The 21,337-nt window shown below is 62.0% G+C and carries 20 protein-coding genes; 13 read left to right on the top strand and 7 right to left on the bottom strand.

Annotation, left to right across the window (positions count from 1 at the left end; all coding sequences use genetic code 11):
* Positions 1 to 19: 19 nt before the first annotated feature.
* The 3 genes from J5I97_RS03055 to J5I97_RS03045 are packed head-to-tail and all read left to right on the top strand — an operon-like array spanning position 20 to position 2,423.
* Positions 20 to 853, top strand: a complete 834-nt coding sequence (locus tag J5I97_RS03055) for an ABC transporter ATP-binding protein (RefSeq protein ID WP_208588983.1) — start codon at positions 20 to 22, stop codon at positions 851 to 853.
* 2 nt (positions 854 to 855) lie between these two features.
* Positions 856 to 1,782, top strand: a complete 927-nt coding sequence (locus J5I97_RS03050) for an MlaD family protein (protein ID WP_208588982.1) — start codon at positions 856 to 858, stop codon at positions 1,780 to 1,782.
* Positions 1,779 to 2,423, top strand: a complete 645-nt coding sequence (locus J5I97_RS03045; RefSeq protein ID WP_208588980.1) for an ABC-type transport auxiliary lipoprotein family protein — start codon at positions 1,779 to 1,781, stop codon at positions 2,421 to 2,423. Before J5I97_RS03050 ends, J5I97_RS03045 begins: the two co-directional genes overlap by 4 nt.
* A gap of 14 nt (positions 2,424 to 2,437) precedes the next feature.
* Here J5I97_RS03045 and J5I97_RS03040 read toward each other — a convergent pair whose 3' ends face one another.
* Positions 2,438 to 3,037 (bottom strand): alpha-ketoglutarate-dependent dioxygenase AlkB family protein, encoded by a 600-nt coding sequence (locus tag J5I97_RS03040; protein ID WP_208588978.1) that lies wholly within the window; start codon positions 3,035 to 3,037, stop codon positions 2,438 to 2,440.
* 127 nt (positions 3,038 to 3,164) lie between these two features.
* Here J5I97_RS03040 and J5I97_RS03035 point away from each other — a divergent pair, with 127 nt between their 5' ends.
* Together J5I97_RS03035 and J5I97_RS03030 are read left to right on the top strand one after the other, a co-directional pair.
* Complete coding sequence (locus tag J5I97_RS03035; RefSeq protein ID WP_208588977.1) at positions 3,165 to 4,814, top strand: electron transfer flavoprotein-ubiquinone oxidoreductase; 1,650 nt, start codon at positions 3,165 to 3,167, stop codon at positions 4,812 to 4,814.
* 17 nt (positions 4,815 to 4,831) lie between these two features.
* Positions 4,832 to 6,898 carry a glycoside hydrolase family 99-like domain-containing protein gene (locus tag J5I97_RS03030; RefSeq protein WP_208591531.1) on the top strand — a complete coding sequence of 689 codons (2,067 nt, stop codon included), beginning with the start codon at positions 4,832 to 4,834 and terminating at the stop codon, positions 6,896 to 6,898.
* A gap of 25 nt (positions 6,899 to 6,923) precedes the next feature.
* On the opposite strand, the gene J5I97_RS03025 is transcribed toward J5I97_RS03030, so the two are convergent.
* Together J5I97_RS03025 and J5I97_RS03020 are read right to left on the bottom strand one after the other, a co-directional pair.
* The gene (locus tag J5I97_RS03025) at positions 6,924 to 7,565 is read right to left on the bottom strand and encodes a CoA transferase subunit B (protein ID WP_208588976.1); all 642 of its coding nucleotides are present in this window, start codon (positions 7,563 to 7,565) and stop codon (positions 6,924 to 6,926) included.
* Positions 7,565 to 8,296 carry a CoA transferase subunit A gene (locus J5I97_RS03020; RefSeq protein ID WP_208588975.1) on the bottom strand — a complete coding sequence of 244 codons (732 nt, stop codon included), beginning with the start codon at positions 8,294 to 8,296 and terminating at the stop codon, positions 7,565 to 7,567. The genes J5I97_RS03025 and J5I97_RS03020 overlap by 1 nt, the downstream gene beginning before the upstream one ends.
* Before the next feature lie 133 nt (positions 8,297 to 8,429).
* Here J5I97_RS03020 and J5I97_RS03015 point away from each other — a divergent pair, with 133 nt between their 5' ends.
* A complete protein-coding gene (locus J5I97_RS03015; RefSeq protein WP_208588974.1) occupies positions 8,430 to 9,776 on the top strand; it encodes a phosphomannomutase in 1,347 nt (448 codons plus the stop codon).
* 48 nt (positions 9,777 to 9,824) lie between these two features.
* The gene (locus J5I97_RS03010; RefSeq protein WP_208588973.1) at positions 9,825 to 11,228 is read left to right on the top strand and encodes a mannose-1-phosphate guanylyltransferase/mannose-6-phosphate isomerase; all 1,404 of its coding nucleotides are present in this window, start codon (positions 9,825 to 9,827) and stop codon (positions 11,226 to 11,228) included.
* A gap of 118 nt (positions 11,229 to 11,346) precedes the next feature.
* On the opposite strand, the gene rfbD is transcribed toward J5I97_RS03010, so the two are convergent.
* Genes rfbD through rfbB form a run of 4 tightly spaced genes read right to left on the bottom strand, consistent with a single transcriptional unit; the run spans position 11,347 to position 14,802 of the window.
* A complete protein-coding gene (gene rfbD, locus J5I97_RS03005) occupies positions 11,347 to 12,252 on the bottom strand; it encodes a dTDP-4-dehydrorhamnose reductase (RefSeq protein WP_208588972.1) in 906 nt (301 codons plus the stop codon).
* On the bottom strand, positions 12,249 to 12,806 hold the full coding sequence (gene rfbC, locus J5I97_RS03000; protein WP_208588970.1) for a dTDP-4-dehydrorhamnose 3,5-epimerase: 558 nt from the start codon (positions 12,804 to 12,806) through the stop codon (positions 12,249 to 12,251). Before rfbC ends, rfbD begins: the two co-directional genes overlap by 4 nt.
* Positions 12,803 to 13,690, bottom strand: a complete 888-nt coding sequence (rfbA, locus tag J5I97_RS02995; RefSeq protein ID WP_208588968.1) for a glucose-1-phosphate thymidylyltransferase RfbA — start codon at positions 13,688 to 13,690, stop codon at positions 12,803 to 12,805. The genes rfbC and rfbA overlap by 4 nt, the downstream gene beginning before the upstream one ends.
* Positions 13,691 to 13,746: 56 nt before the next feature.
* Positions 13,747 to 14,802 carry a dTDP-glucose 4,6-dehydratase gene (rfbB, locus tag J5I97_RS02990; protein ID WP_208588967.1) on the bottom strand — a complete coding sequence of 352 codons (1,056 nt, stop codon included), beginning with the start codon at positions 14,800 to 14,802 and terminating at the stop codon, positions 13,747 to 13,749.
* A 229-nt stretch (positions 14,803 to 15,031) separates the two neighbouring features.
* On the opposite strand from rfbB, the gene J5I97_RS02985 reads away from it, so the two are divergent.
* The 6 genes from J5I97_RS02985 (at position 15,032) to J5I97_RS02960 (ending at position 21,248) form a co-directional block, all read left to right on the top strand.
* Positions 15,032 to 15,778 carry an electron transfer flavoprotein subunit beta/FixA family protein gene (locus tag J5I97_RS02985; protein WP_208588966.1) on the top strand — a complete coding sequence of 249 codons (747 nt, stop codon included), beginning with the start codon at positions 15,032 to 15,034 and terminating at the stop codon, positions 15,776 to 15,778.
* On the top strand, positions 15,778 to 16,722 hold the full coding sequence (locus J5I97_RS02980; protein ID WP_208588965.1) for an electron transfer flavoprotein subunit alpha/FixB family protein: 945 nt from the start codon (positions 15,778 to 15,780) through the stop codon (positions 16,720 to 16,722). Before J5I97_RS02985 ends, J5I97_RS02980 begins: the two co-directional genes overlap by 1 nt.
* A gap of 15 nt (positions 16,723 to 16,737) precedes the next feature.
* Entirely contained in the window at positions 16,738 to 17,724 is a 987-nt protein-coding gene (locus J5I97_RS02975; protein WP_208588964.1) for a lysylphosphatidylglycerol synthase transmembrane domain-containing protein, read from the top strand.
* 103 nt (positions 17,725 to 17,827) lie between these two features.
* Entirely contained in the window at positions 17,828 to 19,216 is a 1,389-nt protein-coding gene (locus J5I97_RS02970; RefSeq protein ID WP_208591529.1) for a UbiA family prenyltransferase, read from the top strand.
* Positions 19,216 to 20,517 (top strand): FAD-binding oxidoreductase, encoded by a 1,302-nt coding sequence (locus tag J5I97_RS02965; RefSeq protein ID WP_208588963.1) that lies wholly within the window; start codon positions 19,216 to 19,218, stop codon positions 20,515 to 20,517. Before J5I97_RS02970 ends, J5I97_RS02965 begins: the two co-directional genes overlap by 1 nt.
* Positions 20,518 to 20,519: 2 nt before the next feature.
* Positions 20,520 to 21,248 carry an SDR family oxidoreductase gene (locus J5I97_RS02960; RefSeq protein ID WP_208588962.1) on the top strand — a complete coding sequence of 243 codons (729 nt, stop codon included), beginning with the start codon at positions 20,520 to 20,522 and terminating at the stop codon, positions 21,246 to 21,248.
* Positions 21,249 to 21,337 lie beyond the last annotated feature (89 nt).

Below are 21,337 nucleotides of genomic sequence, written 5' to 3'. Positions count from 1 at the left end.
GACATATGGGGAATGCGCTGTGACTCATCACCAATCCCCAATCACTCATCCCGAGATCGATACCGACGACGAACTGGCCATTTCCGTGCGCGGGCTGACCAACCGCTTCGGCAGCCAGACCGTGCATGAAGAACTGGACCTGGACGTGCGCCATGGCGAGATCCTCGGCGTAGTCGGCGGCTCGGGCACCGGCAAATCGGTGTTGATGCGCAGCATCCTGGGCCTGCGCGAGCCTGAAGCCGGCAGCATCCATGTGCTGGGGGCGGATGCGCGCTCAGGCCGCTTCGCCGACCGCCAGCACATCACCCGCAACACCGGCGTGCTGTTTCAGGACGGCGCGTTGTTCTCGTCGATGACGGTCGGTGAGAACGTGCAGGTGCCGCTGAAAGAACATCACGGCGAGTTCCCGGAGCGCTGGCATTTCGAGCTGGCGCTGCTGAAGATCAAGCTGGCAGGCTTACCGGCCGACGCGCTGGACAAGCTGCCGTCGCAATTGTCCGGCGGCATGCGCAAACGTGCGGGCCTGGCGCGTGCGCTGGCGCTGGACCCGCCGCTGCTGTTCCTGGACGAGCCAACCGCCGGGCTGGACCCGATCGGCGCAGCCGCCTTCGACCGGTTGATCCGGACCTTGCAGCAGGCACTGGGCCTGACCGTGTTCTTAATCACCCATGACCTGGATACGCTGTACGCCATCTGCGACCGCATCGCGGTGCTGGCCGATCGCAAGGTCATCGCCAACGCGCCGCTGGCCGAGGTCGAACAGATCGATCACCCCTGGATCCAGGAATATTTCCACGGTCCGCGCGCGCGCGCCGCGCGCGCGGCCAAGACCGACTCCACCGAGACCGCCTGAGCATGGAAACCAAAGCCAATTACGTGCTGATCGGCGCCTTCACCATCGTGGCGGGCCTGGCCCTGCTGCTGTTCGGTCTTTGGGCGGCCAAATACTCCTCCGACCGCACCTGGCAACAATACCGGGTGGTATTTCGAGAGGCGGTGACCGGCCTGTCGGTCGGTAGCCCCGTGCAATACAACGGCATCGCGGTCGGCTCGATCACCGAGCTGACGCTGGCGCCGAACGACCCGCGTCAAGTAGTCGCGCATGTGCGGGTCAACTCCACCACGCCGATCAAGAGCGACACCCGCGCCAAGCTGGCGATCACCAGCCTGACTGGCCCGTCGATCATCCAGCTCTCCGGCGGCACGCCCGAAGCACCGTCGCTGACCACCCTCGACAAGAGCGATGCACCGATCATCCAGACCACGCCGTCGGCGCTGCAAAACATCACCGACATCGCCAACCGCATCGTCGAGCGCATGGATCAGATGCTGTCGGACAAAAACGTCGCCAGCATCACTGCCACCTTGCAGAACCTGGAAAAGATCAGCGGCGGCATCGCCGATCGTGACGAGGGCATGCAGGCGCTGATCGTCAGCGCGCGCAATGCCGCGCGCAATCTTGACACCACCCTGACCACCACCAACGGCACCATCAAGCGGCTGGATCAGAATCTGGTACAGCAGCTGCCGGGCATCTTGGAGAAGCTCGATGCCACGTTGTTCAAGCTGGATTCTGCAGCCGGCAACGCCGACAACATCCTTGGCGAGAACCGCGCGGCCATCAATAGTTTTGCCAATGACGGACTAGGCCAGCTCGGCCCCACGCTTACCGAATTGCGCGGCCTGATCCGCGACCTGCGCCGGGTCAGCGACAAACTGGACAACAACCCTGCGCGCTACCTGCTCGGCCGCGACGCACCGAAGGAGTTCGAACCGAAATGACTGCCATGCGCCTGTTACGTCCCTTTTTGTGCGTCTGGTTACTGGCGCTGGGCGGCTGCTCGGCCCTGACCGGCGGCGACCAGAAACCGGCCACGATCTACGCCCCCAACGTGCGGGTCGCCCCGAATCCCGCCTGGCCGCAGGTGACCTGGCAGCTGTCGGTCTCCAAGCCCAGCTCGGCGCGCGTTATCGACAGCCCGCGCATCAATGTGCGCCCGACCCCGGGCGAGTTGCAGGTGTATCACGGCGCCGGCTGGGCACAACCGGCCACCGACATGCTGGAAGACAGCGTGGTGCGTGCGTTCGAGGATTCCGGCAAAATCGCCGCGGTCGCGCGCATCGGCATCGGCATTCGCTCGGACTACAGGCTGGCGATCGACCTGCGCCGCTTCGAGTCCGACTATGCCGGCCAGTCGCTGCCGTCGGCTACCATCGAACTCAACGCCAAACTGCTGCACGCCGCCGATCAGCGCGTGGTGGCCTCGCGCACCTTCATGGTCGCGCGCCCGTCCAGTGGCAGCGATATTGCTGCGGTTGCGGCGGCGTTCGAACAGGCGATGACGCAGGTCACGACCGAGCTGGTCGGTTGGACTTTGATCACCGGGCAGCATGACAGCGAACGCTTGCCGCGTTCGCTGTAACAGCAAGAGCCGACCTAGCGCTCGGGGAAGCGCAGCGCAATCTGGCGAAACGTCAGATTGATGCGCTCGCCGATCGGCTTTGCGGTGCGCGGCAAGGCATGTCGGTAATGTCGCTGGGTGTCGCCGCCCATCAGCAACAGATCGCCATGCCCCAACTCCAACGTCTGCTTCAACGTAGCATCGTCGCGATGTTTGAACGCGAAGCGGCGCATCGCGCCCAGGCTCAATGACGCAATCAGCGGTTGCGGCCCCAGCTCCGGCTCGTCGTCGCTATGCCAGCCCATGGCATCGCTGCCGCAACGGTAGCGATTGACCAGCACGCTGTTGAACCAATGCCCGGTCTCCTCCTGCAGGCGCCTACGTAATGGCTGCAGAACCTCCAGCCACGGATGCGGCGCGAACTGCGTGCCCGAATAGCGATAGCTCGCCTGCGGATCGCCGATCCAGCTGCTCAAGCGCGGCGAATCCACGAGCCGTCCAAAGATGCGGATGCGGTGCACGTCCCATTGCACCTGCACCAGCAACACCTGCATCAGTGCATCGGCCTGCGCGCCCTGCAACCAACCGCGACACCAACCGATCTCCGCCCCAGGCAGTGCAACGCGCATCTTCATGCCCGAAACGCTAGCACGCGCGCGCTCAGCCGTGCCGATGGCAGAGGGATGAATCACCGCGATTTGCCGCCATCACACCGAATCCCGGAAAATGCCTGTCAGCCATCGAGCCAACGGGAGCGGAACAATGTCGGAAGCAGGAGTCGGCGCACGTGCGCCAGAGCAGGTCGAGCGCGACGTGATGGAGTACGACGTCGTCACCGTCGGCGCCGGCCCGGCCGGGCTGGCCTTTGCGATCCGGCTCAAGCAGCTAGATCCGACCATCAGCGTATGCGTGATCGAAAAATCAAGCATCATCGGCGCGCATATCCTCTCCGGCGCAGTGATCGAGCCCGGCCCGCTGGATGCCTTATTGCCGGGCTGGCGCGACAACCCGCCGCCGATCTGCGTGGCGGCCACCGACGACGAATTCTGGTTTCTCGGCAAGGACAGCGCACGCAAGTTCCCGGTGGTGCCACCGGGCATGCGCAACCACGGTAACTTCATCGTCAGCTTGGGTGCGATGTGCGCGTGGCTCGCGCCAAAGGCCGAAGCTCTGGGCGTGGAAATCTACCCCGGCTTTGCCGCCGCCGAAACGTTGCATGACGACAGCGGTCAGGTGGTGGGCGTGCGCATCGGCGACATGGGCGTGGCCAAGGATGGATCGCACAAACCTGGCTATACGGCCGGCATCGACATCCGCACCAGGGTCACCGTGCTGGCCGAAGGCGCACGCGGCCATCTGACCAAGCGCCTGCTCAAGCGGTTCGACCTGACTGCCGACTCCGACCCACAGGGCTATTCGATCGGCATCAAGGAGCTGTGGCAGGTGCCCGAAGGCCGCGTCAGCCCCGGCAAGATCGTACACACGCTTGGCTGGCCGGCCGACAACCGCACCTACGGCGGCAGCTTTCTGTATCACTTGGACAGCAACCAGATCGCGCTCGGCTACGTTAGCGGACTGGACTACAGCGACCCGCAATATCAGCCGTGGGAAGCCTTCCAGCAATGGAAGAACCATGCGCTGATCAAATCGCTGCTCGAAGGCGGCAGCATCCTCTCGGCCGGCGCACGCGCAATCGTCACCGGCGGCTGGCAGTCGCTGCCGAAAGTGGAGATGCCCGGCGCCTTGCTGATCGGCGACACTGCAGGCCTGCTCAACGTTCCCAAGATCAAGGGCACCCACCAAGCGATCCGCAGCGGCATGCTGGCCGCCGAACATCTGGTGCAATCGCAGCTGGCGCCGCAAGGCTTCGACGCGAAACTGCGCGCGTCAGATGCGATGGCCGAGCTGAAGCAGGTACGCAACATCAAGCCAGGCTTCAAGAAAGGCCTGTGGTTCGGCCTGCTCAACGCCGCCTGGGAAACTGCGCTCAAGGGCGCCTCGCCATGGACGCTGAAGAACAAACCCGACTGGTCGGCATTGCACAAGATCGGCGACTACGAGCAGCCCAAGCGCGACTACGGACAACGCGAGCTCGCACCACGCGATCGTCTGCAAGCGGTCTACTTCGCCGCCACCGAACACGACGAAGACCAGCCCGTACATCTGCAGGTTCTCGACACCACGATCTGCGCCACACGCTGCGTCGCCGAATACGACAACCCCTGCACCCGCTTCTGCCCGGCCAACGTTTACGAAATGGTCGCAGACGCCAGCAGCCCCTCCGGCAAACGCCTGCAGATCAACGCCGCCAACTGCGTGCATTGCAAGACCTGCGACATCAAGGACCCCTACGAGATCATCAACTGGGTCACGCCGGAGGGTGGCTCGGGCCCGAACTACCAGAATCTGTGAGTACAGCTGGACGCTCGATGCAGTCACGTGTGCGCGCGCAACTGTTTGGACTGTTACGCGCGGGGTTTCGTGCAATTCCTTTAAATGATGCAACACGTGACCGGTGGCGTAGCTGGTTCCTGGACCGACATGCCGACTGGGTACCTGAGCCTGTACGCGGCCGTGCAGCCCATGGCATCTCGCGACGCCCTGCAACACGCAGTGACGAAGCGGCGATCGGCCACGTACCTTATCGCAGTGCCGCATTGCCCGAGACGCTTCCGGCAACCCTGGTTGCGTTCTATTTGCCGCAATTTCATCCCATCCCGGAGAACGATGCGTGGTGGGGCAAAGGCTTTACCGAATGGCGCAACGTCAGCCGCGCGCTCGCACAATTTGAAGGCCACCAACAACCGCGCCTTCCGGCGGATCTGGGCTTTTATGACCTTCGCACTCCGCAGGTCATGCGCGAACAGGCACGTTTGGCAAAGGAGTATGGCCTTGGCGCGTTTTGCTTTTATTTCTACTGGTTTGCCGGCAAAACCTTGCTGGAAACGCCGATTACCCAATGGCACGAAGATGCCTCGATCACGTTGCCTTTCTGCCTTTGCTGGGCAAACGAGAAGTGGGCACGCCGCTGGGATGGCCGTGGCGATGACATTCTGATCGACCAGTCGCACAGCGCCGACGACGACCTCGCCTTTATTGCCCATGTCGCGACATATCTACGTAATCCGACGTATCTGCGCGTGGATGGCCGCCCATTGCTGTTGGTGTATCGGCCACATTTATTGCCCGATCCCGCACAGACCGCAGCGCGTTGGCGCAAGTGGTGTCGCGATAACGGGGTCGGCGAAATTCACCTGGCCTACGTGCAGGGTTTTGAGCGCCCCGATCCGCGCGACATCGGATTCGATGCCGCAGTCGAATTCCCTCCCAATATGAGTACGCCAGCGTCGGTCACTGCCAGGCAGCGATTGGTGAACCCGGAGTTCAATGGCGATGTACTCGATTGGCGAGAACTTGCGCGCGACATGGAACAGCGACCGCTACGCGATTACACGCTATATCCAGGCGTAAATCCGGGCTGGGACAACGAACCACGACGCTCGGGAAAAGGGCGCATCTACCTGCATGCATCCCCCCGTCGCTATCGGGACTGGCTATCGCGCACCCTGCGACATCGCCTCGCCAGTACGCCGCAGGCTAACCGCATGGTGTTCATCAATGCATGGAACGAGTGGGCCGAAGGTGCGGTACTCGAACCAGATGCGCGCTTGGGACATGCGTGGCTGGAGGCAACACGTCAGGCGCTGACGCGTACACCAGAGGTTGCAACCAAAGCACATTCGCCAAGCGCATGCGTGGTCTTGCACGCCTGGTATCTTGATGTACTGAACGAGATGCTCGATGCAATTGTTGAGTGCGCAACTCCACTGCGCATCATCATCACGACCGACCTCACGCAGGTCATCGAAGTCAATAAATGCATACAGCAGCGCGGCATCCAGGCCGAGGTGGAAGGCTTTGAAAATCGTGGCCGCGACATCCTGCCTTTCCTACAAGTGGCCAACCGGCTACTCGATGAGGGCGTGCAGCTGGTTTTGAAGCTGCATACCAAGAAATCGACCCATCGCGATGACGGAAATGCATGGCGGAACGAGATGCTCGCAGCATTGCTTGAACCGCAGCGGGTCGATGCGATCGTGAACGCTTTCTCTACCGATCCGCTTGTCGGTCTCGTGGCACCTGACGGCCATCTATTACCGGTAACCGAATTTATCGGCGGCAACGCTGACGCACTGGATTATCTTGCTATTCGCACAGGCACGGATGCACCGGACGCAAATAGCTTGTTTGCTTCCGGCAGCATGTTCTGGACACGGCTGGAGGCGCTACGCCCATTGCTGGATGCGCATCTTCATCCGAGCGAGTTTGAAAGCGAACAAGGACAGATCGACGGCACCCTTGCGCATGCAATCGAGCGCTTCGTCGGTCTTGCAGTGACCAGTTCCGGGCATCGCGTCACCACGATCGAACAAACACTGGGCATTACCAAAACACCATCAGCCGAGCCTTATCGGTATGCACGCAAGGCGCCGTGACGGCGCCTTGCGGATTGCAACGCAACTAGTCTAGTGTTTGCACAACGAATGCGACACCGGTTTTGGCGCGCAACTCCTCCAGGTCTACTCCATCGGCCGACTCCACCAACACCAGCCCGCGATCGGTGACGTCGAACACCGCAAGGTCGGTAATGATGCGATCGACCACGCCGACGCCCGTCAGCGGCAGGTCGCATTCGCGCAGGATCTTATGGCTGCCGTCTTTGGCGACGTGCTCCATCAACACCACCACGCGCTTGACGCCGGCAACTAGATCCATTGCCCCGCCCATGCCCTTGACCATCTTGCCGGGCACCATCCAGTTGGCCAGGTCGCCGCGCTCGGTGACCTGCATCGCGCCGAGGATCGCCAGGTCGATATGACCGCCGCGGATCATCGCGAACGAATCGTGGCTACCGAAATAACTCGCACCGGCGCGCGCAGTGACTGTCTGCTTGCCGGCATTGATCAGGTCAGCATCGACTGCGTCTTCCGTGGGAAATGGGCCAATGCCAAGCAGGCCATTTTCCGATTGCAACCACACGTCCACGCCATCGGGAATATGATTGGCCACCAGCGTCGGCAGGCCGATGCCCAAGTTGACATAAGCGCCATCGGTCAGTTCGCGTGCCGCACGTTTGGCCATCTGATCTCTGGTCCAGACCATCACTGCTGTCCTTCGCGCACGGTGCGCTGTTCGATGCGTTTTTCCGGCGTGGCATTGAGCACCATGCGGTCGACGTAGATGCCGGGCAGATGCACTTGGTCGGGATCGATCGTACCCAATTCCACAATCTCCTCCACTTCGGCAATGCAGACGCGACCGGCCATGGCGCAGGCCGGATTGAAGTTGCGCGCGGTCTTGCGGAACACCAGGTTGCCGGCCGTATCGCCACGCCAAGCTTTGACCAGTGCAAGGTCGGCATGCAGCGCGGTTTCCAGCACGTAATGCTTGCCGTCGAATTGGCGGGTTTGCTTACCGTCGGCAACGATGGTGCCGTAGCCGGTCGCTGTGTAGAACGCTGGAATCCCGGCACCGCCAGCGCGCAGGCGTTCGGCCAATGTGCCTTGTGGGTTGAACTCCAGTTCGAGTTCGCCGGCCAGATATTGCCGCTCGAATTCCTTGTTTTCGCCCACGTAGGACGAAATCATCTTGCGGATTTGCCGGGTGGCCAATAATTGACCGAGCCCAAAGCCATCGATGCCGGCGTTGTTGGAGATCACCGTCAGCCCGCTGATTCCACTGGCGCGTACGGCTGCAATCAATGCCTCCGGGATTCCACACAATCCAAAGCCGCCGACCGCCAGAGTTTGACCATCGGCCAGCACTCCATCCAGCGCCGCTTTGGCATCGGTATAGCGCTTATCGCTTGCCGCACCACATGCATGATTGCGCATCACTGCCCTCGCCCGCTGGTGTGAAGCGCTCATTCTAGCCGCTGACTGTTCCCTGTCCTCGGTCGCAATTCTGCAACACCCAAGACGCGGCGCAGCCGCTAAACTCATCCGTCCCCCACTGTAGGAATTGCCCATGACGCTACCCGCCTTCAAGGCCTACGATATTCGCGGCCGCGTGCCGGATGAACTCAACGAGGACTTGGCGCGCCGCATCGGCGTGGCATTGGCGGCACAGCTAGATCAAGGACCCGTGGTCTTGGGCCATGACGTGCGCCTGGCCAGCCCCGGGCTGCAGGAAGCACTCTCGGCCGGTCTGCGCGCCAGCGGCCGCGAGGTGATCGACATCGGCCTGTGCGGCACCGAGGAGGTCTATTTCCAGACCGATTACCTCAAGGCAGCTGGCGGCGTGATGGTCACTGCCAGCCATAACCCGATGGACTACAACGGCATGAAGCTGGTCCGCGAGCAGGCGCGACCGATCAGTTCCGACACCGGCCTGTTTGCGATCCGCGACACGGTTTCGGCCGATACGGCGGCGCCAGGCGAGCCCACCGCCAACGAGCAGAGCCGCACCGACAAGACCGCCTACCTGGAGCATCTGCTCAGCTACGTGGACCGCAGCACGCTCAAGCCGCTCAAGTTGGTGGTCAACGCCGGCAACGGTGGCGCCGGCTTGATTGTCGATCTGCTCGCGCCGCATCTACCGTTCGAATTCGTGCGGGTCTTCCACGAGCCCGATGGCAACTTCCCCAACGGCATTCCCAACCCCTTGCTGCCGGAAAACCGCGATGCCACCGCCAAGGCGGTCAAGCAACACGGCGCCGACTTCGGTATCGCCTGGGACGGCGACTTCGACCGTTGCTTCTTTTTCGACCACACCGGCCGTTTCATCGAAGGCTATTACCTGGTCGGCCTGCTGGCCCAGGCGATCCTGGCCAAGCAGCCGGGTGGCAAGGTCGTGCACGACCCGCGCCTGACCTGGAACACCGTCGAGATGGTCGAGGACGCCGGCGGCATCCCGGTGCTGTGCAAGAGTGGCCATGCCTTCATCAAGGAAAAGATGCGCAGCGAAAACGCCGTGTATGGCGGCGAGATGAGCGCGCACCATTATTTCCGCGAGTTCGCCTACGCCGACTCCGGCATGATTCCGTGGTTGTTGATCGCCGAGCTGGTATCGCAGTCGGGTCGTTCGCTGGCGGATCTGGTCGAAGCGCGCATGCAGAAATTCCCCTGCAGCGGCGAGATCAACTTCAAGGTGGACGATGCCAAGGCGGCGGTTGCCCGCGTGATGGATCACTACGGCGATCAGTCGCCGGAACTGGACTACACCGACGGCATCAGTGCCGACTTCGGCCAATGGCGCTTCAACCTGCGCAGCTCCAACACCGAGCCGCTGCTGCGTCTGAACGTGGAAACGCGCGGCGACGCCGCACTGCTGGAAACGCGTACGCAGGAAATTTCCAATCTGCTGCGCGGCTGATTCACCCCCTCTCCCATCTTTAGACGCACTTTGGAGTTTCCCCCGCCCATGAGCGACATCCTCCCCATTATCCTGTCCGGCGGTTCCGGCACGCGCCTGTGGCCGTTGTCGCGCGAATCGTATCCGAAGCAGTTCCTGCCGCTGGTCGGCGAGCACAGCATGCTGCAGGCCACCTGGCTGCGTTCCGCCCCGGTGGCGGCGCATGCACCCATCGTGGTGGCCAACGAAGAACACCGCTTCATGGCCGCCGAGCAGCTGCAGCAGTTGGGCGTGAAGCCGTCGGCCATTTTGCTGGAGCACAAGGGTCGTAATACCGCACCGGCCATCGCCGTTGCTGCACTGGAAGCTACTCGCAACGGCAGTGACCCGCTGTTGCTGGTGCTGCCGTCCGATCACGTGATTCAGGATGAAGCTGCGTTCCAGGCAGCGGTCGCCTTGGCGGCGACTGCGGCAGAACAGGGCAAGCTGGTCACCTTCGGCATCAAGCCCACCGCGCCTGAAACCGGCTACGGCTATATCAAAGCAAGCGCGGGTACAGGCGTCAGCGCCGTCGAGCGCTTCGTCGAAAAGCCCGACCTGGCTACCGCACAAGGCTATCTGGCCAGCGGCGAGTATTACTGGAACAGCGGCATGTTCCTGTTCCGCGCCTCGCGCTATCTGGAAGAACTGCGCAAGTTCCAGCCCTCCATTGCCGATGCGTGCCAGAAGGCGTGGGAAGGCGGCAAGCGCGACGCCGACTTCATCCGCTTGGACAAGGATGCGTTCGCCTCCAGCCCGTCGGATTCGATCGACTATGCGGTGATGGAAAAGACCGCCGATGCGGTGGTGGTGCCGCTGGATGCCGGCTGGAACGATGTCGGTTCATGGTCGTCGCTGCTGGATGTGTCCAAGCAGGATGCCCAGGGCAACGCCCACCACGGCGATGTCATCCAGCTGGATTGCCAGAACACCTACGCGTACGGCTCGCGCCTGATCGCCATGGTTGGTCTGGAGAATGTGGTAGTGGTAGAAACCGACGACGCGGTATTGGTCGGACATCGTGACCGTATCCAGGAAGTCAAAGAAGTGGTCAGCCAGATCAAATCGGCCGGCCGTTCCGAGGCGACCTGGCACCGCAAGGTCTATCGCCCGTGGGGCGCCTACGATTCGATCGACATGGGCCAGCGCTTCCAGGTCAAGCGCATCACCGTCAAGCCGGGCGCCACGCTCAGCCTGCAGATGCATCACCACCGCGCCGAGCACTGGATCGTGGTGAGCGGCACCGCCGAGGTCACCCGTGGCGAAGAAGTGCTGCTGCTGACCGAGAACCAGAGTACCTATATCCCGCTGGGCGTCACCCATCGCCTGAAAAACCCGGGCAAATTGCCGCTGGAGCTGATCGAAGTGCAGTCCGGCAGCTATCTCGGCGAAGACGACATCGTGCGTTTCGAAGACACCTACGGGCGCACCTGATAGGTCGCTTGCAAGACTCTGCAACACATAAGCAAACAGCCGGGGATTTCCGGCTGTTTGTTTTTGCGGCTTGCATTGGTCGGCGGAAATATCGCCACCGCCCAGAGTCGCCGATTTACTACCTGGCAGCGGCGATTTCGGCAATCACGCGTTGCAGGCCGACCTGCCAGTCCGGCAACACGATATCGAAATCGCGCTGCAGTTTGTCGATCGACAGCCGCGAATACGCGGGCCGCTTTGCGGGCGTCGGGTAGTCGGCGGTAGTGATCGGCACCACGCGCGGTGCGCGCGACAGCAAGCCTGCGCTGACAGCTTCTTGGAAGATCGCCTCGGCAAAGCCATACCAGCTGGTCTGCCCTGCAGCCGTGAGGTGCCAGGTACCCGAAGTGTCGGATGTGCGTTGGCGCAGCAACTGCGCGGTGACATCGGCGATCAGGGCGGCGGGTGTCGGTGTTCCGACCTGGTCGGCCACCACACGCAGTTCCTCGCGCTCGGCACCGACACGCAACATGGTGCGCAGGAAATTCGCGCCATGCGAGGCATACACCCATGCCGTGCGCAGGATCAGATGCTGCCCGCCGGAAGCGCGGATCGCATCCTCGCCAGCAAGCTTGGTCTCGCCATACACGCCCAGCGGCGAGGTTCGTGCATCCTCCGGATACGGCGCGTTGCCCTGACCATCGAAGACGTAGTCGGTCGAGTAGTGCACCAACGGTACGTTGTTGGATGCACACCATGCCGCGATGACGCCGGGCGAAGTCGCATTGGCACGCAATGCGCCATCCCGATCCTGCTCGGCGCGATCCACTGCTGTATAGGCGGCGGCATTGACGACACGGCTCGGGCCGATCCGGTCCAGCAAGGACGTCAGCGTCTGCGGTGCGTCGAAGTCCGCTACCTTGCAGGCACTGCCGTCAGGCAACCGACCGCTGCGCGTGGTGGCTTGTACTGCACCATCGGCTGCCAGTGCGCGCAGCAGCTCGGTGCCGACCTGCCCGTTCGCCCCAAAGACCAATGTGGTCAAGGGGTAAACACCGGCAAGCGATCGACCGATACGTCGCCCAGGAACGGCGCGTCGGCATCCTTGGCAGACAGCAACGGATCGCTGATCGGCCAATCGATCCCAATCGCAGCGTCGTCCCAGCGCACGCCGGCATCGGCTTCCTTGACATAGACGTCGGTGCACAGATAACTGAACACTGCACGTTCGGACAAGACCGCAAAACCGTGCGCGAAGCCTTCCGGAATCCAGAACTGCTTCTTGTTCTCCGCGCTAAGCACCACCGCCGCCCATTGACCGAAGTTGGGCGAGCCGTGGCGCACATCGACGGCGACGTCATAGACCTCGCCCTCCAGCACGCTGACCAACTTGCCCTGCGGACGCGGCCATTGGTAGTGCAGACCACGCAGCACGCCCTTGGCGGAGGTGGACACGTTGCTTTGCACGAATTGCGTCGGCAAGCCGTGCTGGCCGAAGCGTTCGGCATTCCATGTTTCGAAGAAATAGCCGCGCGCATCGCCGAACACCGCCGGCTCGATGACGACGCAACCGGGTAGACGCGTTTCGATCACTTTCAAGGCACTACTCCTCGTACGGCCAATTCGTGCAGATACCTGCCATAGTCATTCTTCAACAACGGCGCCGCCAGACGCTCCAGCTGCTCCGCATCGATCCAACTCTGACCGAATGCGATTTCCTCCGGGCAGCACACCTGCAGACCCTGGCGCATCTGGATGGTTTCGATGAAATTGGACGCTTCGTGCAACGACTGATGCGTGCCGGTATCCAGCCACGCATATCCGCGCCCCAAGGGCTCAAGGTGCAGGTCGCCAGCATCGAGATAACAACGATTGAGATCGGTGATTTCCAGCTCGCCGCGTAGCGACGGTTTCAAGGCAGCGGCGTAGTCGCTGGCCTTTCCGTCGTAGAAATACAGACCGGTGACCGCATAATTGGAACGCGGCTGCGCCGGCTTTTCGGCAATGTCGATGACCTTGCCTTGCTGATCGAATTCGGCAACGCCATAGCGCTCAGGATCGTTGACCCAGTAGCCGAACACCGTTGCGCCTTGCTCGCGGGCATCGGCGCGACGCAAGGTATCGGTCAAACCGTGTCCATGGAAAATGTTGTCGCCCAACACCAGACAGCTCGGCTTGCCGTCGACGAAATCGCGGCCGATCAGATAGGCCTGCGCCAACCCGTCCGGGCTCGGTTGCACGGCGTACTGGATATTGACCCCCCACTGCGCACCGTCGCCCAGTAACGACTGGAACAGCGCCTGCTCGTGCGGCGTGTTGATGATCAAAATGTCGCGAATGCCCGCAAGCATCAGCACGCTCAGCGGGTAATAAATCATCGGCTTGTCGTATACCGGCAGCAGCTGCTTGCTGACGCCCTTGGTGATCGGATACAGGCGTGTGCCAGACCCGCCCGCCAAAATGATGCCTTTACGTTGTGTCATGAGGTATTCCTGTTAAAGCCCGCACACGAGTGCACGAACGCTTGCGAGGGGCTCGCTTATGCCGCGGCGCCGATGCGTTCCAGCCGATAGCTGCCATCCAGCACGCCCTGCACCCACGCCTGGTTGGTCAGATACCACTGCACCGTCTGCGCGATACCCTGCTCGAAGGTGTACGCCGGCTCCCAGCCCAATTCGTTCTTCAACTTGGAAGCATCGATCGCATAACGGCGATCATGTCCAGGTCGGTCGGTGACGTAGGTGATCTGGCTCTCGCGCGGCTTGCCGTCTTCACGCGGGCGATGCTGATCCAACAGCGCGCAGATCGCCTGGACGACCTCGATATTCTGGCGCTCGGAGTTGCCGCCCACGTTATAGGTCTCGCCGATCCGGCCTTTCGCGAGCACGGTGCGGATCGCTTCGCAGTGATCGCTGACGAACAGCCAGTCGCGCACTTGCTTGCCGTCGCCGTATACCGGCAGCGGCTCGCCTGCCAACGCCTTGGCAATCACCAGCGGGATGAGTTTTTCAGGGAAGTGGTACGGACCGTAGTTGTTCGAGCAGTTGGTAGTCAGCACCGGCAGCCCGTAGGTGTGGTGGAACGCACGTACAAGATGATCCGATGCCGCCTTGGATGCCGAATACGGCGAATTCGGCGCGTACGGCGTGGTTTCGGTGAACTTGCCGGTCTCTCCCAGCGTGCCGTAGACCTCGTCGGTGGACACATGCAGGAAACGGAACGCATCACGACGCACGTCCGGCAGTGCTTTCCAGTAATCGCGCACGGCCTCAAGCAAGGCCAAGGTGCCGACCACGTTGGTCTGAATGAACGCGCCAGGGCCTTCGATCGAGCGGTCCACATGGCTTTCTGCAGCGAAGTTCAGCACCGCGTCCGGCCGATGCTCCTGCAGCAGGCGGGTGACGAGCGCACCGTCGCCGATATCGCCCTTGACGAAGACATGGCCGGGGTTTCCCTCCAACGGTGCCAACGTGTTCAGATTGCCGGCATAGGTGAGCGCGTCCAGATTGATCACGCGGATACCGCGAGAGACCGCCTCAAGAACAAAATTGCCGCCGATGAAGCCGGCACCGCCGGTTACTAACCAAGTCGCCACTGTCTACCCTCATTGGTCGCGCGCGAACCGCGCTGCGTTTTCAGACCGCACAGGATATACGGTCAGAGCAATATCGGGCCTAGGCATTGATCCAACGACGCATCGAAGTGCTGCGCCGTCGCATCCATACGCCATCGCATGGTGCGCCTTGCCCGGTTAGAATGACGGCACTCCCGGGCCCGCCGCCGCGGCCGGGCCTTCCCGCAATAGCTGAAGGATCTCGTACACGATGAAAATCCTCGTCGCCTACAAGCGCGTGGTGGACTACAACGTCCGCATTCAGGTCAAGCCGGACGGCTCCGGTGTGGTCACCGACGGCGTCAAGCTGTCGCCCAATCCGTTCGACGAAATCGCACTGGAAGAGGCCCTGCGCCTGCGCGACGCCGGTATCGCCACCGAAGTCGTCGTCGCCACACTGGCACCGGCCGATGCTGCCGCCCATCTGCGTAACGGCCTGGCCATGGGCGCCAATCGCGCCATCCATGTGGTCACCGACGCGGCCATCCAGCCGCTGACCGCAGCGCGCACGTTGCTCAAGCTGGTCGAGAAAGAACAACCGGACCTCGTTATCCTGGGCAAGCAGGCAATCGACGATGATGCCAACCAGACCGGCCAGATGCTCGCCACGCTGTGGGGCCGCCCCCAGGCGACCTTTGCCGGCAAGCTGGTCGTCGCCGGTGGCAAAGCCACGGTGACCCGTGAAGTCGACGCCGGCCTGGAAACATTGGAAGTGGATCTGCCGGCGGTGATCACCACCGATCTGCGCCTGAACGAACCGCGCTTCATCAAGCTGCCGGATATTATGAAGGCCAAGAGCAAGCCACTGGAGACGTTGGCATTTGCCGACCTTGGCGTTGCTGCGCATGACAGCCTCAGCACCACGCACTACGCCGCGCCGTCCAAGCGCAGCCGCGGCGTGATGGTCAAGGACGCCGCCGAACTGGTGGCCGCACTCAAGCAGAAGGGGTTGTTGTAATGGTCAAGGTTCTCGTTGTTGCCGAACATTTCAACGGCCAGCTCAATGCAGCCACCGCCAAGACCCTCAGCGCCGCACTGGCGGTGTCGGCCGAATCCATCGACGTCGTCGTGCTGGCGGCAGATCCGGCCGCGGTTGCCGCCCAGGCCGCGCAGTTGGCGGGCGTTGCACGCGTGCTGACGGTGGCCAATGCTGCCAACGAACACGCCATCGCACAGGTGCTTGGCCCGCAGATCGCCCAGCTCGCCGGTCAGGGTTACACCCATGTCTTCGGCCCCTCTACGACCTTCGGCAAGGATCTGATGCCGGTCGTGGCAGCATTGCTTGGCGTCAACCAGATCTCCGACCTGATGTCGGTCGAGGATGCGCATACCTTCAAGCGCCCGATCTACGCCGGCAACGCGATTATCACCGTACAGGCGCCGGCCGACCAGATCGTGGTGGCGACTGTGCGCAGCGCCTCGTGGCCGGAAGCGGCGACTGGCGGGAACGCAACGGTAGAGCCCGTCACAGTCGATGCCACGCTACCGACCCACACCCGCTTCATCGGCCTGGCCGCAGGCAGCTCCGACCGCCCGGACCTGCAGAGCGCCAAGCGCGTGGTCTCCGGCGGCCGCGGCGTCGGCTCGGCCGAGAATTTCCAGCATATCTACAGCCTGGCCGACAAACTCGGTGCCGCCGTCGGTGCATCGCGCGCGGCGGTGGACGCGGGCTATGTGCCCAATGAGCTGCAGGTCGGCCAGACCGGCAAGATCATCGCGCCCGAGTTGTATATGGCCATCGGCATCAGCGGCGCAATCCAACATCTGACCGGCATCAAGGACGCCGGCACGATCGTGGCGATCAACAAGGACCCGGAGTCGCCGATCTTCGAGATTGCCGATATCGGGTTGGTGGGTGATCTGTTCTCTCTGCTGCCGGAGCTGGAGGCAGCGCTGGGCTAAGGCCCATCGGCTGCAATGGCGTTATTCTCGCCCCCCAACATCAACGGTGCCGCAACGCTGCGGCACCGTCTGGATTATCTGGCCGTTTTCGTCCTCGTGTTATGTGCCGGGTACGTCGCCACACTGGTGTGGGTGGATCACGGAAACGGCACATTTTCGCGCCTGAGCGAGGTCTGGCAGTTGATGTCGCTCGCAATCGTGCCTGTCTCCATCACCTATCTGTTTCGCTACTGGCGCTGGCAGTGGCTGCTGCGCCGCAAGGGGCATCGGGTACCGGTGTTGCCTGGCTTGGCCGGCTATCTGGCGGGCTTCGCGCTGACCGCCACGCCTGGCAAGGCAGGCGAACTGATGCGGATTCGCTATTTCGCGCGCATGGGTGTACCTGCTGAGCGCACGTTGGGCGTGTTCGTGTTCGAGCGTGCTTCCGACTTGCTGGTCATCCTCGCTCTTTCGTTATTGGCCGCAGCAGTGTTTCCAACGCTGGGCACACTGGTTGCGGTGGTTTTAGGATTTGTCTGTGTGTTGTTCGGCGCAGCGGCGTGGCCTCAGTTGCTTGGCCAGTTGAAGCGTTTGACTGAACGCCTGCCGGGCCGTTGGCTGCAACGCCTGATGCGCTTGGGCCTTGCCGCAGTGCTGGAACTGCGTAGCTGCCTGGACCTGCAGGCATTCGGGCAAAGCATGCTCGCCGGATCGATTGCCTGGGGACTGACATCGGCTGTCTTCGTGGGATTGTGCGTCGGGATGGGCTTACCTCTGGATCCTGTTGTCGCGTTCGGCATCTATCCGCTGGCGATGCTGATCGGCGCTCTGTCTTTCGTTCCCGGCGGCGTCGGCACCACCGAACTGGCTATCGTCTTGATGCTCAACCGGCTCGGGATCTCCACTGCAGACGCAATTGCGGTGGCTGTCGCGGCGCGCTTGGTCACGCTCTGGTACGCGATTCTGGTCGGTGCATTGGCAATGCCGATTGCGGAATTTGCCTCTCGCAAGAGAGCAGGTTGATCGACTAGGTATAATTGCCGCCTTGCCATGGATCGCTAGGTCGTCGATGCCCGCCCCTACCAACAGTTCCACTGGTCCAGTTGTTTCGGGACGCGCCTTGTGCGTGGATCTGGATGGCACGCTTCTGAATTCGGACATCCTCTACGAGTCGGTGCTTGCCTTGCTGGCACGCAACCCGCTGTACGTATTTTTGCTACCGCTGTGGTTGTTGCGCGGCAAGGCTGCGCTGAAGCGCGAGCTGGCTTCGCGCGTGTCCTTGCCTGCCGAAACCCTGCCATACAACCACCAGGTACTGGAGCTGCTGCGTACCACAACACAACGCCCGCGGGTACTGTGCACCGCATCCGATGCGTTGCTGGTGCAGCCCATTGCCGACCATCTGGGCCTGTTCGAACAGGTCATAGCCAGTGACGGCAAACGCAATCTCTCAGGCCGTAACAAGGCAGATGTGCTAGTCGAAATCTTTGGACAGGGCAACTTCGATTACGCCGGCAACGGCAGCGTGGATCTGCATGTGTGGGAAAAGGCGGGCGGCGCCTGGGTCGTCAACAACGGAACCTTACTTGCCAGGGGAGCTGCACAACGCACGACCGTTCACGCGCACTGGCCTGCACCGTCACGTGCCCGCGCGTGGCTCAAGGCCCTGCGGTTGCATCAGTGGCTGAAGAATCTGCTGGTGTTCGTCCCGCTGCTCACAGCGCACCGCTTCCTCGATCTGGAATGGGTCGTGCAATCCACGATCGCATTGATCGCATTCGGGCTGTGCGCTTCTGGCGTGTATGTCCTTAATGATTTACTCGACCTGACGCCGGACCGCCAGCATCCGCGCAAGCGCGAGCGGCCTTTCGCCGCTGGTCGACTTCCCTTGTTGCAAGGTCTATTGGTCGCTCCCGCGCTGACCGTCGCCGGACTTCTGCTTTCGTTGGCCTGCAGCGTTGAGTTCACGCTGGTCCTGCTGGCTTATTACGTCATGACCTTGGCGTATTCGTTACGCTTGAAGCGTATTGTCATGATCGATGTGGTGCTTCTTGCAGCGCTGTATACCGTGCGCATCATCGGCGGCGCCATGGCGATCGGCGTCGAACTATCGTTCTGGCTGCTGGCATTTTCGATGTTCATGTTCCTGTCGCTGGCACTGCTCAAGCGTTACACCGAACTGCATGCCGTGTTGAGCAGCGGCAAGACCAAGGCCAGTGGGCGCGCTTATTCGGTAGAAGACCTTTCGCTGCTGCAGTCGATGGGCGCGGCAGCTGGCTACATCGCGGTGATGGTGATGGCCCTGTATATCAACAGCCCCGAGAGCGTGGAGTTGTACCGGCATCCCAAGGTGCTGTGGCTGGTCTGCCCGGTGCTGTTGTACTGGGTGAGCCGGGTATGGATCGTTGCGCATCGCGGAGAAATGCATGACGACCCGATCGTGTTTGCCGCCACAGACCCAGTGAGTCAGATCGTTGTGGTGCTTTGCGGGTTGTTCGCCCTGAGCGCCATCTGATGGCAGCGGGGCAATCGTGGGGACGCTATCCCAAAGCACATCAGATACTGATACCGGTCAATGATCGCGCTGCGCCGTTGCCAACATTCGATGACCTTGCGCTGCCCCGCGGCAATGGGCGCAGTTATGGCGACAGCTGCCTGAATCCGGATGGGGCGCTGCTGTGCGCACGCGGGCTTGATCGATTCATCGCCTTTGATCCAGGCACTGGCGTCCTGCGCTGTGAGACGGGGGTCACCCTTGCCGAAATCATCGAGCTGGTGTTGCCGCAAGGCTGGTTTCTGCCCGTGACGCCCGGCACTCGTTACGTCACGGTCGCCGGCGCGATCGCCAACGACGTGCATGGCAAGAACCACCATCGCACCGGCAATTTTGGCCACCATGTGCGCGCATTCGAGCTGCTGCGCAGCGACGGCCAGCGGCGGCTATGCACCCCTGATGACGCCGACCGCTGGTTCGCAGCCACGGTGGGAGGGCTGGGATTGACCGGCCTGATCACCTGGGCGGAAATTCAGTTACGCCGTGTCGGCAGTCCCACGCTGGAAGCAGAGAACATCCGCTTCGGCTCGCTCGACGAGTTCTTTGAGTTGTCGGCGGCATCGGCCGACAGCCACGAGTACAGCGTGGCCTGGATCGATTGTCTGGCAAGCGGCAAGGCACGCGGACGCGGGCACTTCACCCGTGCCGATCACTGCACCGGGCTTGCCCAGGAGCGACCGAAATCGCCAGGCGCCAGTCTGCCCATGCCGATTACGCCACCGATGTCGTTGGTGAACAAATTATCCCTGCGACCTTTCAATGCGCTTTATTACTGGCGTCAGCCCGCACCGCGCAAACGCTTCGTCAGTCATCTGTTGCCGTTCTTCTATCCGTTGGATGGCATCCGCAACTGGAACCGCATGTATGGACCCGCCGGGTTTTTACAGTATCAATGCGTGTTGCCACCGACCGCCTCGCGCGATGGCGTCGACGCGTTACTTGCAGAGATTGCGCGCAGCGGGAGCGGCTCGTTTTTGGCGGTGCTGAAAGAGTTCGGTAATACATCGTCTCTTGGCATGCTGTCGTTTCCCAGGCCTGGTACGACGCTGGCACTGGATTTTCCCAATAGCGGCCCTGACGTGTTCCGCCTGCTTGAGCGACTCGACCGCATCGTCGACGAAGCAGGCGGCGCTCTGTACCCTGCCAAGGATGCACGTATGGCCGCGCATTCGTTCCAGCGCGCCTACGGTCGCTGGCGCGAATTCAGCAGCTATCTCGATCCACGCTTTTCTTCCGGCTTCTGGCGCCGGGTCACGGAGTAGACATGCAACGCGTTCTTATCATCGGTGCCACCTCGGCCATCGCCGAAGCAACCGCCCGCCGCTACGCCGCACGCGGGGCCGCCATCCATCTGCTCGGCCGACAGGCAGGCCGCCTGGAAACAATTGCCGCGGACCTTACGACGCGTGGCGCCAAGAGCAGCATCGGCGTACTGGATGTCAACGACAATGCACGTCATGGCGACATCCTGGATGCTGCCTGGGCTGCATTGGGCGGCGTCGATATCGTATTGATTGCACATGGCACGCTGCCGGATCAGGCTGCGTGCAACGCATCGGTCGAACTGTCGCTTCGTGAATTCGCAACCAACGGTACTTCTACCATCGCGTTGTGCGCAGCGATCGTGCCACGGCTGGCCTCGGGCGCCACGCTTGCAGTCATTTCTTCGGTGGCAGGCGACCGCGGCCGTGCCAGCAACTATCTCTACGGCAGCGCCAAAGCGGCTGTGACTGCGTACCTGAGCGGACTCGGCCAGCGTTTGCACGCGGAAGGCATCAACGTGCTCACGATCAAGCCGGGCTTCGTCGACACACCCATGACCGCAGCGTTCAAAAAGGGCGCACTGTGGGCAAAGCCGGACCAGATCGCCAGGGGGATCATCGGTGCAGTGGACAAGCGTCGCGCTGTGGCCTATCTGCCGGCTTTTTGGTGGGCCATCATGCTGGTGATCAAAAACATACCAGAATTCGTTTTCCGCAGGATCAAGCTCTGACATGAGCGACAAACACGCTATTGCGGTCTTCAGCACCAATGCTACTGGCCTTATTGATCACGGCGTTGTCTCCCCCCGCACTATCGGGA

Origin of the sequence: Xanthomonas fragariae, from assembly GCF_017603965.1 — a bacterium.
In the GTDB taxonomy this organism is placed as follows: Bacteria; Pseudomonadota; Gammaproteobacteria; order Xanthomonadales; family Xanthomonadaceae; genus Xanthomonas; species Xanthomonas fragariae_A.
The sequence above is the reverse complement of the archived record's forward strand: the minus strand, read 5'-3'. Positions and strand labels throughout refer to the sequence as shown.